A 14,919-nucleotide genomic window follows, 5' to 3' on the forward strand; every position below is an offset into this window, starting at 1 on the left:
ATTTTCCGTGTCAGCCTGGCAGTGTCGCGACGCTGTCAGAACATAAGGCCGCGTCGCCTGAGAGATGATCAATAAGCGCGCGCACCCGCGTTGTAAGGCGCCTGTTCTGCGGGAAGAGCGCGGCAACAGTATATGGCGAGACCCGGTGCTCGGCGAAAAGTTCAACCAAGTCACCGGACCTGAAGGCGTCCGCCACCGTGTAGGCGGGGCAACGTGCTATTGCAGCCCCTGTTGCGGCGAGCCGGGCTGCGGCTGCGGGCGCGTTCATGCGAAAGCGTCCGCTGACTGAGACAGCCTCTTCCTGGCCATTGATATTGAACCTCCAGACGGTGGGCTCGGTCATGTTCCCGTCGAGAATACACTCATGGGTGGCCAGCGCGCGCGGGTGGTTTGGCGTTCCGGCTTGCTCCAGATAGGCAGTTGATGCGCAGACCACCAAGGGCATGCGGCCCAGTTGCCGTACCTTGAGTGAGCTGTCTCGCATGGGGCCAATCCTGATGGCGAGGTCGAAGCCTTCTTCAATGATCGACACGCGGCGGTCAGAGAATTGCAGATTAAGTTCCACGTTGGGGTGTTTCGCCGCAAACTTTGCAAGCGACGGCGTTAGCCGCAATGCACCGAACCCGGTGGGGGCCGAAATGTGTATCGCACCACGTAGCGACGCCTGATCGTGTCTGACCCTTTCTTCCAACTCATCAAAGCCATCAAGAAGAGGTTCACACAGCGTTAGGTATGTCGCGCCGGCGTCTGTCAAAGAGACACTACGTGTGGTGCGATTGAGCAGCTGCACACCAAGCGCGTTTTCCAAGTCAGCGACGTATTTGCTGACCAAACGCGCAGATCGCCCCATGCGTTGCGCGGCAATAGTGAAAGAGGCGTTCTTGGCGACAAGCGCAAACGCCCGCATTCGGTCAATTTTATCCATCTTATTGCGCCTTCTCAGGGCTTAAACATACGCTAATTTAGACAATTATCGCTGGAATGTACAACTGGTAGGGCTAGCGCATACCTTGAACATAACTGGAGACACTGATGTCAAACGCCGTTCGCATTCACCACTTCGCAAAGTCAGGTCACGCCCATCGTGCCTTGGTTTTTGCGAAGCTCGCCGGGATCGCTCATGAAGAAGTTCCCGTGGATTTGGCAAGTGGTGCGCACAAATCACCGGAGTTTTTGGCCATGAACCCAAACGGACAGGTGCCCGTTATGGAAGATGGCGATGTAATCGTATCGGATTCAAACGCAATTCTGGTCTATCTCGCGCGGACATATGCGCCTGACTGGATGCCAAGCACCCCGGTCGACGAAGCCAATGTTCAGCGCTGGCTGACCCTTGCGGCTGGTGAAATTGCATTCGGGTCTTGTGCCGCACGTCTGATCACCGTTTTTGACGCCCCGCTGGACCCAGTCTTTGCTGATTCCACAGCGACCAAGGCGATGCAAAAGCTGGAACATGGGCTGGAAGGTCGTGATTGGCTGGTTGGCGATCGTCCGACGATCGCTGATGTCGCGAATTATTCCTATACCGCCCATGCGCCTGAGGGGAATGTCTCGCTTGATCCTTACCCGAATGTCCGGGCATGGCTCGCCCGTTTCGAAGCCTTGCCAGGTTTCCAGGCCATGCCAGCGACGGCTGTCGGCCTTGTGGCTGAATTAGGGGCGCGCTGATATGACATCCGCAGCCCCGCGCCATCCGGTACCGCCGTTTACGAAAGACTCCGCGATCGAAAAGGTGCGTCTTGCAGAAGACGGTTGGAACGGTCGAAACCCTGCGAAAGTCGCACTTGCGTACACACCCGACAGCAAATGGCGCAATCGGGCCGAGTTTCCCGAAGGCCAGGCGCAGATTGAAGAGTTTCTGACCCGCAAGTGGGCCAAGGAACTGGACTATCGGTTGATCAAGGAATTGTGGGCTTACGGCGGTAATCGCATCGCCGTGCGATACGCCCATGAGTATCACGACGACAGCGGAAACTGGTTTCGGGCCTATGGTAATGAAAACTGGGAGTTCGACAAAGATGGGTTCATGGCGCATCGTTTTGCCAGCATCAACGAACACCCCATTCAAGAGGCAGATCGAAAGATTCATTGACCGGTTGGTCGCCGCCCTGATGATCATCCGGGTCTAAGCGATCTGGGGCTATAGCTCTGACGCCGTAGCACGAAAAGTCGCTAACGCCTTCCAGACCCACAGATCCAATGGAAGGCGTCAGCGGAAGCATTGCAATACAACTGATTGTCAAACGGATGAACGGAGCACGGGATGGTTCGGATACATAAATCTCACAAGGGTGAGCTGTTGCTTCAAAAGCGGCGCAAGACACCAAAAGAGCTGATCGACTCCATTCCTCGGTACATCGACAGTGACATGCCGCAGCAGCACGCGGATTTCTTTGCGGGCCTGTCTTACTTGCCGCTGGCGACGCTGGATCGCGACGGGCGACCGTGGGTCAGCCTGCTGGTCACACAGTCAGAGAGCGATCCGTCGGTCGGCATCAAGATTTCGGGCCACAATGCGATGGACGTCTTCGCCGAAAGCAACGCTTTCGATCCCTTTGCCCGCTCTTTGAAGCAGGACCCAATGTCTGGGCGGCAACAACGGCTCTTTGCTGGAGTAGGGGTCGACTTCCGCAACCGTCGACGGAACAAAATCGCAGGGGGAATTCGCTCTGCATCTGTTGAAGAGACTGGAAAAATCAGCCTGCAACTGGAGTCTGATCAACACCTTGGGAACTGCCCCAAGTACATCACCGTGCGGGCATTGGCGCATGAACAGCGCGCCGCTGAACTGGTGCATGATTCCTTTGACAGCCACGCAACTGCTTTGCCGGATGCGGCCAAGGCGGTCGTGGATCAGGCCAGCACGGTCTTTCTGGCGACAAAGCACAGTGGAGATGAAACCGCTACTGGCACGAAGACGGATATGGGGGTAAATCATCGTGGCGGTGCACCGGGTTTTACCCGCATTTACGAAGAAACCGATGGCGACGATATCACTACCTATCTGGTTTTGCCCGACTATTCCGGCAATCGCTTCTATCAGTCCTTGGGCAACATTGAGACTGACCCAGAGGTCGGCCTTGTCTTTCCAGACTTCACCACGGGTCATGTCCTTTATGTCACGGGTAAGGCCGAAAACCTGATGGATGATGAAGCGCCAGCGCTCATGCCGCGGGTCAGCCTGCTTACGCGCATCAAAGTTACAGGGGCGGTTTTTGTGAAAGACGGCCTGAACCTCAGGCTCATGTCGGAAGAGCATTTCTCGCCCTATAATCCGCCGGTAAAGCCCTTGCGTCAGGAACTGGAACAGATGGGGCATGCACTCGTTGCGCACGAGACTGCAACCCCAATCACTGCCACTCTTGTTTCGACGAAACCGCTTTCTGAAAGTATCACAACTTTCAACTTCGATCTGTCACAGCCGATCAACTCACCTTTGCCGGGTGGGTTTGGTGTTTTCGATTTCTCTGGGCTTCTGGACACGGGGTACAGCCACATGAACGAAGCTAACCCTCAGCTTGTCAACGAGGACTTCGTGCGCACCTGGACGCTTTCGAATGCGCCCAGCTTTGCGGCAGAAAGAAATGCGTTTGCCGCGACCCATCAGGTCAGCGTCACTGTCAAACGTAAACCGGGCGGCTTGATGTCGAATGCTCTACATAACAATGCCCAAAAACTGATCAAGGACAGACTGCCGATTGAATTCAGAGGGTCTGGCGCGGGGTTCACCTGCTTTTCGCAAGGCGCCAAAGACACGCCTCCACATATCCCATCAAAGGTTCTGTGGATCGCCGGCGGTGTTGGCATTACCCCATTTATGGCGATGTGGGACGGCATCCTCCAGTTGGCGAACGCTCACCCGCAAACATCGACCGACATCGTCCTCCTGTTTTCTGGTCGTGGTGATGACATCAAAGTGCTGGAGCATTTTGCCGGGCAAATTGGTCCTGTCCCAGCCAGTGTGAAACTTCGCATTGTGGCGTTTCAAAGCGTCGGAGATGACCCATTGGTCGCAAAATCTGCAAGGGATGATCTGCGTCTAGCATTTTCTGAGGATGCGCTGCAGACCGAAGAACGGCGCGCGCAGATTGAAGATATCCAATCCATCTCCGCACTCAACACGCGAGAAGTCTATATGTGCGGACCCGATGCGCTAATGACGTGGAGCGAAGCAGCGCTCACTAAACTAGGCGTCGAAGAAGGGAGACGTCATCGCGAGTCCTTCGTCTTCTGATTACAAAATTCACAAAGCCAATGACCATTTTTACCCGCAGTTAGTGAATTCTGAACCAGATTTTTGCTGCAGTATGTACGAATGGCTGATTTATCCACCGCGCGGCAGCACTAAATTTTACACTGACGCAGCAGTTCCCGCGCTGCATGCGCGCGCAGCGAGAAAACCGAATTCACAGGTAGGGCTCAAACCAGACCTCGGAGGCGGCGCAGCATGTGAATTGAGGGATACCAGGAGCGGTATCATGGACGGCCCGGATCGGATGAGGTGGTTGGCTCCTGCACCATCGACATCGAACGTGCCATAGTGCAGCTTTCATGCGGTAGCTTGTTCACCTTCAAGGTCCCAATTAGAATTTTCGGAACGAATAATCACTGAGGGACGTAGCCATGACGCCTGATATCCAAACAGCCCGAAAATTGGCGCAAGATCATTGTGATGCCTGGACGAACAAGGCTCCGGATCAAGTCGCCAGTCGGTATTCGGAAAATACAACGATGATTATGAATGGTGGCGAACCGATGAACAGTCGCTCGCAGATCGGTGAAATGGCGACCGGTTTCATGACTGAATTCCCCGACCTAGTGCTTAACCTCGATACTGTTCTCGTAGCCGATCATCACATGGTTTACGCATGGACGTTCGAAGGCCAGCACAAAGATACAGGAAACAAAGTTCGCTTTTCGGGTTGGGAAGAGTGGGACCTCGATGAAAATCTAAACGTGACCAAGTCGCTGGGGTGGTATGACGGCGCAGATTACGATCGTCAGGTTTCAGGGACGTAACCGCTCAAATCGCAAACACACTAGCGGTCGATTTTGGGGTCAATGGTGGCCTCTGGTCAGCGCAGCCTTTCCCGTCGCGATACGAAGTCACTTGTGGGGGACGGCCCAAAACTGCCGTTGACAGAGAGGCATCTTTGCTGCGATGCGGCCCGTCAGATGAGACATTCGCCGCGGGCGCAAAACCGAGATCGAGTCGAACTCACGGTTTGCGGACCAAGCGCAATTTCGCTGCAAGAGGCTTCAAAGTCTGGTGAAGACGTATCAAGACCGCCGTGCCCGGCACCTGGGTTGGAAACCGGTCATTCGCTGCAATCGCAAAAATTCGCTTTGATTGTGACAGGTCTCGGGCTCCAAGCAGAAATAGAAACGAACTACGGGGCTATGGGAAGCTGAAGCGTAACGCTTGCTCCTTTTTCGACTTGGTTGATCGCGACCACTCCTCCGTGGCGCTTCGCTACAGCTGAGACAATCGATAACCCTAAACCGCTACCTTCGGAATATTCCAGCTGCGAGAACCGACTGAAAACGGCTTCGCTTTGGTCGGGTGAAAGGCCGGTTCCGTCATCGGATACAGTTAGCTTGACGTCCCCTCCTTCACAGCGCAGCACAACTGAAATTCGACTCAGTATAGCGCCGCCGTGCTTAACCGCGTTATCCAGCAGGTTCTTAATAGCCTCTGCCAAAAAGACCCGATCTCCCAAGACCAATATTGTCGGTTCTGGCATTGAGACTTCAAAATCGATCCCTTTTGCGAGGATATGAACACCCATGTCCGCGCAGGCTTCTTCCACAACCGCACGGAAATCAATCTTGTCCATCTGATCCTGATGCGTAGGCTGCCGCAACCGCTCCAACGACAATAGCTGTTCGGCCACCTTGGCGGAGTTTTTTGCTGCCGACACAAGCTCGATAATCCGTTTGTCCTTGTCCTCATTCGTTTTTGCATCCCGCAACGCCTCGGCCATGGACTGAACTGCTGCCGCCGGATTTCGCAGCTGATGTGCGGCTTCTGAGATAAACACCTGGTGGGCGTTGATGCTGTGCTCGACCTGTCCAAACAGCCGGTTCAAGGTCTGAACAATGCCAAGAACCTCGACCGGGACCGGGCGTTTGATTTCGCTCAGGTCGTCAGGTGAGCGTAGGTCGATCGCATCCTGTAAATCCAGCAAGGGCCGCAACCCGCGAGCGACCCCAAACCACACTACAAAAGCAAGGGTGGCCAGCAGGATACCCATCAGGATCGCCGCGCGGATCGACAGTTCGTTGGCAAAGGCGTTGCGGTCAGCAACGCGTTGCCAAGCTGTTACCGTCGCATCGCCCACTAGGTTACCCAGTGTGACACGCTCGGTCATTTTCAATACGCGCACCGGCTCATCCCGATAGATAGCCTCGAAAAACCTCGGCTGGTACGCGTCTTGCTCAGACGGGTTTGCAGCGGCCGGAGGATATGCATACCCTGTGACGTAGATGCCGCCGGGTCCGGTCACGTGATAGAAAATCTCTCCGCCTGATGCGTCGCGGATCAAGCTGCGCGTGGTGGGCGACAGGGCATCGCCTTCGGACACCGCCACATCGCGTGAAATGGCCAGACCGGCAGACAACAGGCTGTCGTCAAATAACTCTTGCGCCGTCTTTTGGGCGACCGTGTAACGCCAGTATCCAAGCAGGATCGCGAGCAGTACCAAGGGCGTCAGGATCAGAATGAACAGCCTGAGCCTGAGCGAACGGTGCCGGATCACTTTTGCACCTCAAGCAGATATCCAAGACCACGGGCCGTCTTGATCCGGATGCCAAATTTCTGAAGGCGCTTGCGCAGTCGTGACACATGCGGCTCGATGGCTGAATCGTCGACATCGGCACCCACGCCGTAGACGTAGTCGGTCAACTGACTTTTGGGGACGATCCTGCCGCGCCGTTCCAACAGGCATTCAAGCACAGCCATTTCCCGACGCGGCACATCGAGAACTTGGCCCTTTGCGCTCACTTGCCGGGCGGTACAGTCAAACTCAAGATCTCCGATGGTCTCTCGCGCGCCATAATCCAGTTGTTTGCGGCGGGACAGCGCGCGGATGCGGGCCTCAAGCTCATCCATCTCAAAGGGCTTCACAAGGTAATCGTCTGCGCCCATATCCAGGCCCGATACGCGATCGCTGGTATCGGTGCGCGCGGTCAGCAGGATGACAGGCGCACTGTCGCCCCGATGGCGCAGCGACCGCAAGATCTCAAGACCTGACCGACCCGGCAGGTTGATGTCCAGAACAATCAGATCCGCGCCTTCCTGTTCCAGATACAGATCGGCGGCATCGCCATCTGTCAGCACGTCGGCGGCATGGCCCCGATCCCGCAGGCGATAAGCAATGGCGTTGGCGAGGGTTTCATTATCCTCGACGATGACGATCCGCATTTGGGCTCCTGCAAGTTTCGCGCAAGGTTGGCGTTCCATGATTGCCAGATGGGAGGGGGAATCAACCCCGCAGTTCTATTTGCGATCACGGTGGCGCGGGGAGCGCCGACGTGGTTGTCTGGTCAACAGGGAGGAACCAATGGCCATTTCCAACTTTACCCGTCGCGCCGTCGTGGGGCTGATCGCCGCCGCCGGAGTCGCCGCACCTGCCGCTGCCGAAGTCGATTTCTCAGGCAAGACCATCGAATGGGTCATTCCGTTCTCAGAAACGGGCGGGTCGGCCAAATGGGCCAACTTCTTTGCGCCGCTTCTGTCCGAAGCACTGCCGGGTCAACCGACTGTGGTTGTGAAATTCATGCCGGGCGCCGGTTCGACCAAAGGCGCAAACTGGTTCCAGGAGCAAAGCCATGATGATGGTACGCTGCTGTTTGGCACCTCCGGTTCGACTCAATTCCCGTATCTGCTGAGCGATCCGCGCGTACGCTATGAATACAACGATTGGATTCCGGTCATGGCGTCGGGAACAGGTGGCGTTGCGTATCTGAACCCCGAAGATGGGGCCAAGTTTGATGGTTCCGCCAATGCGCTGAAAGACACCAACTTCATCTACGGCTCGCAGGGTGCAACCCGTTTGGACCTTGTGCCTCTGCTGGCCTGGCAGATGCTGGGCATGAATGTTGAGCCGGTCTTTGGCATCAAGGGCCGCGGAGATGGCCGCCTAATGTTCGAGCGGGGCGAGGCCAATATCGATTACCAGACGTCCTCGGGCTATCTGGGCGGTTCGGCCCCGCTAGTCGAAGCTGGTCAGGCCGTTCCGATGATGACATGGGGCGCATTGGACGCGGATGGCAACATCGTGCGCGATCCGACCTTCCCGGATATCCCAACTTTCAAAGAGGTTTGCGCGGCCACCGAAGGGTGCGAAACCAGCGGAGAGGCATGGGATGCTTGGAAAGCGTTTTTCGTGGCAGGGTTCCCTGTGCAGAAACTGGCGTTCTTGCCCGGTGACACGCCACAGGAAGTGGTCGACGCATATACCGCAGCGTTCCAAGCCGTGACCGAGCGGGGTGATTTTGCCGATATTTCCTCTAAACGCGTTGGTAAGTATCCTGTGTTTGTCGGCGATGGTTCGAAAGCGGCGCTGCAAACGGCGACCAATGTGGACGACAACGCCAAGCAATACGTCTTGAACTGGCTGAAAGAGGCCTATGGTGTCGAGCTGAACTAAGCCCGGACACCGCGGCGCGCGCCTGGATATTGGGCGTGCGTTTTCCAACAAGTTACAATTAATGAAAGGCGGCCGCTATGGAGGTTTTCGCCACCGCTCTACCTGCGCTCAGCGACGCGTGGGGTTTGATCCTGCAACCCATTGTTCTGGGCTATCTTGTGCTCGGCGTCGTCATGGGGCTGGCCGTGGGCGTTTTCCCGGGTCTCGGAGGCATTGCCGGCCTGTCGCTGTTGCTACCTTTCATGTTTGGCATGGACCCGATCCTGGGTCTGGCCCTGATGATCGGTATGGTCGCGGTGGTGCCGACCTCGGACACCTTCGCTTCAGTCTTGATGGGCATTCCCGGCAGTTCTGCTTCGCAAGCCACGGTGCTGGACGGCTTCCCTATGGCCAAAAAGGGCGAGGCTGCGCGGGCGCTTTCGGCGGCCTTCTCCTCGTCCCTATTCGGTGGGCTGGTCGGCGCGACTTTTTTGACCATGTTCATCCTGATTGCGCGGCCTATCGTTCTGGCCTTCGGCTTGCCCGAGATGCTGATGATCACAATTCTCGGCCTGTCGATGGTCGCTATTCTGGCCGGGCGGATCCCGCTGAAAGGCGTCGCCGCCGCCGGTCTGGGCCTGATGGTTGGCACAATTGGCGAGGCCGACGCAGGCGGATCGCTGCGGATGGCAACCTATGACATTCCCTATTTGACGGACGGCCTGAAGCTGGTCATCGTGGGTCTGGGCATCTTTGCAGTACCCGAGATCGTTTCGCTGCTACGGCAGGATCGGTCTATTGCCAAAGGCGCTTCGTTGGGCGCTGGATGGTTGGATGGCGTCAAAGACTGGTTTGCGAACATCTGGTTGTCGGTGCGCTGTTCCATAATCGGAGTGATCGTCGGGGTTATCCCCGGCCTCGGCGGCTCGGTTGTCGACTGGATTGCCTATGGTCATACAGTTCAAACGACCAAGGACAAAAGCAATTTCGGTAAAGGCGAAGTGCGCGGTGTCATCGGCCCGGAAAGCTCGAACAACGCCAAGGAAGGCGGCGGTCTGGTGCCGACGCTTCTGTTCGGCATCCCCGGCTCAGGATCGATGGCGATCTTTATCGGTGCAGTCGCTCTGCTGGGGTCGGGGGATATCGAAGTCGGTCCGAGCATGCTCCAGGACAATCTCGACATCACCTATTCGATCGTTTGGCTGCTGGCGCTGGCCAACGTAGTGGGCACGATCCTGTGCATCGCAGCCTCGGGCGGAATCGCCAAGCTGACCACGATCCGGTTCACCTATCTGGCCCCGTTCCTGTTCATGCTGATCAGCTTCGCGGCCTTTCAATCCGGACAGAACTTCGAAGACCTGCTGGCCCTGTTCGTGATCGGCCTGATCGGCATCTTTCTGCGTCGGTTCGACTGGTCGCGTCCGGCCTTTCTGATCGGCTTCGTACTGTCGAACCCGGTCGAGAAGTTCACCAATCAGGCGTTCCAGATCGCCTCATTCCGGTTCCGCAAAAGCTTTGGCGAGGGGATGGAATATGTCTTCAGCCCCATCGTCATCGTGCTGATCGTGGTCACGGTTGTTTCGGTCATTCTGGGTATCCGGCAGGCCAAGATGATCATGGCCGAGGGTGATGTTCAGGCCGGTACCAAACGCGCGCCGCTTATCTTTCTGCTGGTGATCATGGCCTATCTGATCGTCGCTTTGGTCAACGCCAACATGATCCCCGACTACAACATGACCGACAAGATCATCCCGCTGGTTATCGGCAGCGTCTCGCTATTCTGTTGCGTGATCCTTCTGATCCAGATGATGCGACGTCCCGAAGGCGACGTGATCTTTGCCGACAAGGAAATCGCCGGTGAAGACGCCAGCGCACCCCACGGTCTGTGGTCCACTCTGGCGTGGTTCGCCAGTTTGATCGCGGCCACGTGGGTGGTGGGCTTCATCCTCGCCCTGATAGGGTTCCTGATCGCCTTTCTCCGTATCCGCGCCGGGTCCAGCTGGCAGATGACATTGATCCTGACCGCCTGCGGCATTGGGTTCATGTGCCTGATGGCCGGTGCGCTGAACCGCGATTTCCCGCCGGGTCTGTTGCAAGACATGGTCAGCCTGCCCTGGCCGTTGAAGTGAGGGATCCAAAATGACCCAAACTGCGATCCCTTACATCTTCATGCGTGGCGGCACTTCGAAAGGTCCGTATTTCCGCCGCTCAGATTTGCCCGAGGATTTGGACACGCTGGCCGAGGTGCTGGTCGCCGCCCTTGGTTCCGGGCAGTCGCTGAACATCGATGGTATCGGCGGCGGCGCGGCGGTGACCACGAAGGTCGCGATGCTGTCGGTCAGTGAGGATGACTGGGCCGATATCGACTATTTCTTCGCGCAGGTCTCGGTCGACGAGAAACTGGTCGATTTCAAGCCCACGTGTGGCAATATCCTGTCCGGCGTTGCCCCTGCGGCCATCGAAATGGGACTGTTTGTACCACAGGGCGATGAAACTGAGATCCGCATTCGGGCCGTCAATACGGGGGCTCGGGTCGTGGCCAAGGTGAATACACCCGAGGGCGAATTGACCTATGAGGGCGATGCGGAGATCGCTGGTGTACCCGGCCATTCAGCGCCGGTGCAGCTGAGTTTCATGGGTGTGGTGGGCTCGGCAACCGGAGCTTTCCTGCCCACGGGCAACTTACGCGATACCGTTCAGGGCGTTGAACTAACTTGCATGGATGTTGCAATGCCGATGGTCATCGCCCGCGCCGCAGACTTCGGGCTGACGGGCTATGAAAGCGCCGAGGAGTTGGATGCCAACCACACTTTTTTTGATCGGATGGAGGCTGTTCGGATTGAGGCCGGGGATCGGATGGGTATGGGGGATGTGTCCAAATCGGTCACTCCCAAATTCGGCCTCATCGCGCCTGCCAGAGAGGGCGGAACGCTTGCGGTGCGGTATTTCATGCCGTGGAAGACCCACCCGACCATGGCGGTCACCGGCGCGCAATGCATGGCGTCCTGCGCGCTGACGCCTGGCACAGTCACGGACGGTTTGCTGGATCGCCCCACTGCAAGTCCGGCTGAAGTCGTGCTGGAGCACGCCTCCGGCGAAATCGACGTGCTGGTGGAGTTCTCCACCACTGACGGGTTCTCCGTGGACGCGGCGGGCCTAGTACGGACCGCGCGCAAGTTGGCGGACGGGCATGTTTATGTGCCGCAATCTGTTTGGAATGGAAGTTGATCAGGTGCCATCTATTAGGTATACGACGGTATACAATATTGGAGGATACGATGGACGACTATTCGGAATGCCTCGCTATCGCGCGTCAGGAACTTAGGTTGGCGCAAGCGGTCCTAAGGCGGGATATGGCAGAGTACCCGACACCGATCGCTGGGTGCGATGAGCAGTTCAACCATCTGCTGGACCAAAGCGAACGCGTCCGGAACGCGCTGGCCGCCCTCGACGCTCCGCATTTTGTACCAACCCCAAGAAAGCTGACCTACGGTCAGGGTATAGAAAGCCGATGAACGTACATATTCTGGATGACTGGTTTGACACGCTGCGTGGCCTGCCGTGCTTTGAAAAACTCATCAGTCATGAGGTGACGGTATGGACGGATCATGTCGAAGACACTGACGTTCTGGCCGAGCGGTTGCAGGATGCAGAGGTGCTGGTGCTGTTCCGGGAACGCACCAAAATCACTCGCGCCTTGCTGGAGAAATTGCCGGAGCTGAAACTGATCAGCCAGCGCAGCGTTTATCCTCATGTCGATGTTGAGGCCTGTACAGAACACGGAATGTTGTTGTGTTCGAACATGCATGGTGGGACGCCGTCCTACGCCGCAGCCGAACTCACTTGGGCGTTAATCATGGCTGGGATGCGCGACTTGCCCGCACAAATGGCCTCGGTCAAAGCGGGGCATTGGCAGGCTGGTGTGGGCAAAACGCTGCGGGGCCGTCAGTTGGGGCTCTATGGCTATGGTCGCATTGCCCGCGCCGTTGCGGGTTATGCCGAGGCGTTCGGGATGAATGTTGTCTGGTGGTCGTCTGAGGAAGGTCGGGCACGCGCGCAGGCGGATGGCGCGCTGGTCGCGCCCAGCCGTGAAGCGTTCTTTGCCGACAACGATGTCGTCTCAGTCCATGTGCGCCTGAAACCGGACACGCGCGAGATCATCACCGCATCGGATTTCGCACAGATGCAGCCGGGGGCGCTGTTTGTGAACACCTCGCGGGCCGGGCTTATCGCTCCGGGCGCTTTGATTGAGGCGCTGAACGCCGGTCGCCCCGGCAAGGTGGCCATTGATGTGTTCGATACCGAGCCACTGACCGATACGACCGATCCGTTATTGTCGCATCCCAACCTGATCGCGACCCCACATATCGGCTTCGTCACCGAGGATGAGTTCGGCCTGCAATTCGCTGATATTTTCGATCAGGTGAACGCCTATGCCGAAGGTGCTCCGATCCACATGATCAACCCCGAGGTTTGGACCAGCGCAGAATAAGATTTGCGGCGATGGGCGCACCGATGATCACCAACACGATCCTTGTAAGATGGTGGGTGATCACAAAGCCCAGATCCGCGCCCGAGACGATGGCCAGCACCGTCATCTCTGCCTGCCCACCAGGGGCGAAGGCCAGAAACGCCTCGACAGGTTGGCCCAGTCCCAAGGTCGTGACAACGGCGGTGAAAGCGGCTGCCAGGACGGCGAGGACAATGACATAGGCGAAGCCCGCTGCCACTACCCGGCGCAACTCGACCCAGGTAACACCAACAAACTTCACTCCAATCCCGCAGCCAATGAAAAACTGCGCTGCAAGGATGGCCTCGCGAGGCGGTCGGGTATGAATGAAGTCGCCCAGTGACAAGGCTGCCGTCAGGATCATTGGCCCCAGGATTGACGCCCCGAATAAGCCGATCCGCTCCCCGCCTTTCCAGCCGACAAAGGCGGCCAGAACCATCAGCGCTAATTCATTTATTGGCAGGTTGTGCGCGGGCTCGCCAATCGGATTGGTGAGTTGGGCATCATAGAACACGGCGAGGAACAAGGGGGCCAACGTCACGATGATCAGCACGCGCGTACCGTGGATCAAGGACAAGGTACGCGGATTGGCCCCCGCCTCAGTGCCAAAGATGATCATGTCTTGCAAACCGCCCGGCATAGCTGCGTAGAAAGCCGTTGTGGAGTCAAAGCCCCAGATCTTGCGAAAGAATGGCACACCTACCAAAGCGATCAGCAAGATGAAGAACGGGATCAGCGCAATCGACGCGGCCATTTGGGGCAATTGGGTAAAAAGAGCCGGCGTAATCGACGCCCCTACTGCCACGCCCAGTATGGTGCGGGCGGCGACGGAGACCTGTCCAAAGCCTTCCATCGGTGCATGCGCAAGCGCTGCAATCAAACATGCGCTCATTGGCCCGAACAGAAAGGGTAGCGGCAGGTTCAGCGCCCAGAATACCCCCGTGCCCAGAACGGCAAAGCCGAGCGTCACGGCCCGCTTTGTCAGCAGAGAAGGTGTCTTGTTCTGGGTGGGCAAGGTGCGGGTTCCGACAATATTGACTCGATTTGCATCCAACTGTATACATCTGGACGCAATAAGACAAGTGAGCCCGTTATGACCATTCAGGACGACCCCTTACAGCCCGGCCCGCAAGGCAATTCTGCGTATCAGCGGTTGCTGGAGGAGATTCGAGACGGCAGTCTTCTGCCTGGCGAACGTCTTCGCGAGGTCGAGCTGTCCGAACGGTTGGGAGTCAGCCGCACCCCTGTACGCGAGGCGATCCGGCAATTGGAGGCCGACGGGTTGGTCACGCATGTGCCACGGCAAGGCGCGACTGTGCGCAGTCTGGATTACGCCGAGGTCATGGAACTCTATGAGATGCGCGCGGTGCTTGAAGGGACAGCGGCCCGTCTGGCAGCCCGCGCGGCGTCTGATGTCGAACTGGATGAGCTTGAGGTTCTGAATGACCGGCTGGCAGAGGCAGGCACGGGACCTGACGCAGCGCGTCTCAACCGGGTTTTTCACGCGACGCTTCTGGATGCGGCCAAAAATCGGTTTCTGGCGAAATCCATGTTGTCGCTGCAAAAGGCGCTGCTGATCCTTGGGCCGTCTCAACTGCTGGATAGTGATCGGGCCGAGGCTGCGGTGGCCGAGCATCGGCGCATTATGGCGGCTTTGAAGGCCCGCGACGGCGCAGCGGCCGAAACAGAAATGCGGGCGCATATTCAGGCGGCGCAACGTATGCGCATCCGTGCGTTGCAGGAACGCGATCGAACAACCGACGAACATCAATAGGTGGA

General features: G+C 57.4%; 14 protein-coding genes. 10 read left to right on the top strand and 4 right to left on the bottom strand.

Annotation, left to right across the window (positions count from 1 at the left end; genetic code table 11):
- Nucleotides 1-10: 10 nt before the first annotated feature.
- Entirely contained in the window at nucleotides 11-925 is a 915-nt protein-coding gene (locus D1823_RS11190) for a LysR family transcriptional regulator (RefSeq protein WP_117869982.1), read from the bottom strand.
- 107 nt (nucleotides 926-1,032) lie between these two features.
- Between D1823_RS11190 and D1823_RS11195 the strand changes: the two genes are divergently transcribed.
- The 4 genes from D1823_RS11195 (at nucleotide 1,033) to D1823_RS11210 (ending at nucleotide 5,019) form a co-directional block, all read left to right on the top strand.
- Nucleotides 1,033-1,668 (top strand): glutathione S-transferase family protein, encoded by a 636-nt coding sequence (locus tag D1823_RS11195; RefSeq protein ID WP_117869984.1) that lies wholly within the window; start codon nucleotides 1,033-1,035, stop codon nucleotides 1,666-1,668.
- 1 nt (nucleotide 1,669) lies between these two features.
- A complete protein-coding gene (locus tag D1823_RS11200) occupies nucleotides 1,670-2,092 on the top strand; it encodes a nuclear transport factor 2 family protein (RefSeq protein ID WP_117869986.1) in 423 nt (140 codons plus the stop codon).
- Between the two features lie 171 nt (nucleotides 2,093-2,263).
- Complete coding sequence (locus D1823_RS11205; protein ID WP_117869988.1) at nucleotides 2,264-4,234, top strand: pyridoxamine 5'-phosphate oxidase family protein; 1,971 nt, start codon at nucleotides 2,264-2,266, stop codon at nucleotides 4,232-4,234.
- Between the two features lie 389 nt (nucleotides 4,235-4,623).
- Complete coding sequence (locus D1823_RS11210; protein WP_117869990.1) at nucleotides 4,624-5,019, top strand: nuclear transport factor 2 family protein; 396 nt, start codon at nucleotides 4,624-4,626, stop codon at nucleotides 5,017-5,019.
- A 371-nt stretch (nucleotides 5,020-5,390) separates the two neighbouring features.
- Here the strand turns inward: D1823_RS11210 and D1823_RS11215 are convergent, their stop codons facing one another.
- Both D1823_RS11215 and D1823_RS11220 read right to left on the bottom strand, forming a co-directional pair.
- The gene (locus D1823_RS11215; RefSeq protein ID WP_254683718.1) at nucleotides 5,391-6,758 is read right to left on the bottom strand and encodes a sensor histidine kinase; all 1,368 of its coding nucleotides are present in this window, start codon (nucleotides 6,756-6,758) and stop codon (nucleotides 5,391-5,393) included.
- Nucleotides 6,755-7,423 (bottom strand): response regulator transcription factor, encoded by a 669-nt coding sequence (locus tag D1823_RS11220; RefSeq protein WP_117869992.1) that lies wholly within the window; start codon nucleotides 7,421-7,423, stop codon nucleotides 6,755-6,757. The genes D1823_RS11215 and D1823_RS11220 overlap by 4 nt, the downstream gene beginning before the upstream one ends.
- A 139-nt stretch (nucleotides 7,424-7,562) precedes the next feature.
- Here D1823_RS11220 and D1823_RS11225 point away from each other — a divergent pair, with 139 nt between their 5' ends.
- The 5 genes from D1823_RS11225 (at nucleotide 7,563) to D1823_RS11245 (ending at nucleotide 13,122) form a co-directional block, all read left to right on the top strand.
- Entirely contained in the window at nucleotides 7,563-8,651 is a 1,089-nt protein-coding gene (locus D1823_RS11225) for a tricarboxylate transporter (RefSeq protein ID WP_117869994.1), read from the top strand.
- Nucleotides 8,652-8,728: 77 nt separating this feature from the next.
- On the top strand, nucleotides 8,729-10,759 hold the full coding sequence (locus D1823_RS11230; RefSeq protein ID WP_117869996.1) for a tripartite tricarboxylate transporter permease: 2,031 nt from the start codon (nucleotides 8,729-8,731) through the stop codon (nucleotides 10,757-10,759).
- Nucleotides 10,760-10,769: 10 nt separating this feature from the next.
- Complete coding sequence (locus D1823_RS11235) at nucleotides 10,770-11,858, top strand: 4-oxalomesaconate tautomerase (protein ID WP_117869998.1); 1,089 nt, start codon at nucleotides 10,770-10,772, stop codon at nucleotides 11,856-11,858.
- A 50-nt stretch (nucleotides 11,859-11,908) separates the two neighbouring features.
- Nucleotides 11,909-12,145, top strand: a complete 237-nt coding sequence (locus D1823_RS11240) for a hypothetical protein (protein ID WP_117870000.1) — start codon at nucleotides 11,909-11,911, stop codon at nucleotides 12,143-12,145.
- On the top strand, nucleotides 12,142-13,122 hold the full coding sequence (locus D1823_RS11245; protein WP_117870002.1) for a D-2-hydroxyacid dehydrogenase family protein: 981 nt from the start codon (nucleotides 12,142-12,144) through the stop codon (nucleotides 13,120-13,122). Before D1823_RS11240 ends, D1823_RS11245 begins: the two co-directional genes overlap by 4 nt.
- On the opposite strand, the gene D1823_RS11250 is transcribed toward D1823_RS11245, so the two are convergent.
- Nucleotides 13,091-14,155: an AbrB family transcriptional regulator gene (locus tag D1823_RS11250; RefSeq protein ID WP_117872859.1), complete on the bottom strand. Its 1,065-nt coding sequence runs from the start codon at nucleotides 14,153-14,155 to the stop codon at nucleotides 13,091-13,093. The two genes, D1823_RS11245 and D1823_RS11250, sit on opposite strands and share 32 nt — an antisense overlap.
- Before the next feature lie 78 nt (nucleotides 14,156-14,233).
- Here D1823_RS11250 and D1823_RS11255 point away from each other — a divergent pair, with 78 nt between their 5' ends.
- Nucleotides 14,234-14,914, top strand: a complete 681-nt coding sequence (locus tag D1823_RS11255; protein WP_117870004.1) for a GntR family transcriptional regulator — start codon at nucleotides 14,234-14,236, stop codon at nucleotides 14,912-14,914.
- Nucleotides 14,915-14,919: the final 5 nt, after the last annotated feature.

The organism is Ruegeria sp. AD91A, from assembly GCF_003443535.1.
Classification (GTDB): domain Bacteria; phylum Pseudomonadota; class Alphaproteobacteria; order Rhodobacterales; family Rhodobacteraceae; genus Ruegeria.

What these genes read in the sequence shown, in the direction of transcription:
- D1823_RS11195 (WP_117869984.1), top strand. Translation starts at nt 1,033, where the DNA reads ATGTCAAACGCCGTTCGCATTCACCACTTCGCAAAGTCAGGTCACGCC.
- D1823_RS11220 (WP_117869992.1), bottom strand. Translation starts at nt 7,423, where the DNA reads ATGCGGATCGTCATCGTCGAGGATAATGAAACCCTCGCCAACGCCATT.
- D1823_RS11230 (WP_117869996.1), top strand. Translation starts at nt 8,729, where the DNA reads ATGGAGGTTTTCGCCACCGCTCTACCTGCGCTCAGCGACGCGTGGGGT.
- D1823_RS11210 (WP_117869990.1), top strand. Translation starts at nt 4,624, where the DNA reads ATGACGCCTGATATCCAAACAGCCCGAAAATTGGCGCAAGATCATTGT.
- D1823_RS11190 (WP_117869982.1), bottom strand. Translation starts at nt 925, where the DNA reads ATGGATAAAATTGACCGAATGCGGGCGTTTGCGCTTGTCGCCAAGAAC.
- D1823_RS11235 (WP_117869998.1), top strand. Translation starts at nt 10,770, where the DNA reads ATGACCCAAACTGCGATCCCTTACATCTTCATGCGTGGCGGCACTTCG.
- D1823_RS11245 (WP_117870002.1), top strand. Translation starts at nt 12,142, where the DNA reads ATGAACGTACATATTCTGGATGACTGGTTTGACACGCTGCGTGGCCTG.
- D1823_RS11200 (WP_117869986.1), top strand. Translation starts at nt 1,670, where the DNA reads ATGACATCCGCAGCCCCGCGCCATCCGGTACCGCCGTTTACGAAAGAC.
- D1823_RS11255 (WP_117870004.1), top strand. Translation starts at nt 14,234, where the DNA reads ATGACCATTCAGGACGACCCCTTACAGCCCGGCCCGCAAGGCAATTCT.
- D1823_RS11225 (WP_117869994.1), top strand. Translation starts at nt 7,563, where the DNA reads ATGGCCATTTCCAACTTTACCCGTCGCGCCGTCGTGGGGCTGATCGCC.
- D1823_RS11205 (WP_117869988.1), top strand. Translation starts at nt 2,264, where the DNA reads ATGGTTCGGATACATAAATCTCACAAGGGTGAGCTGTTGCTTCAAAAG.
- D1823_RS11240 (WP_117870000.1), top strand. Translation starts at nt 11,909, where the DNA reads ATGGACGACTATTCGGAATGCCTCGCTATCGCGCGTCAGGAACTTAGG.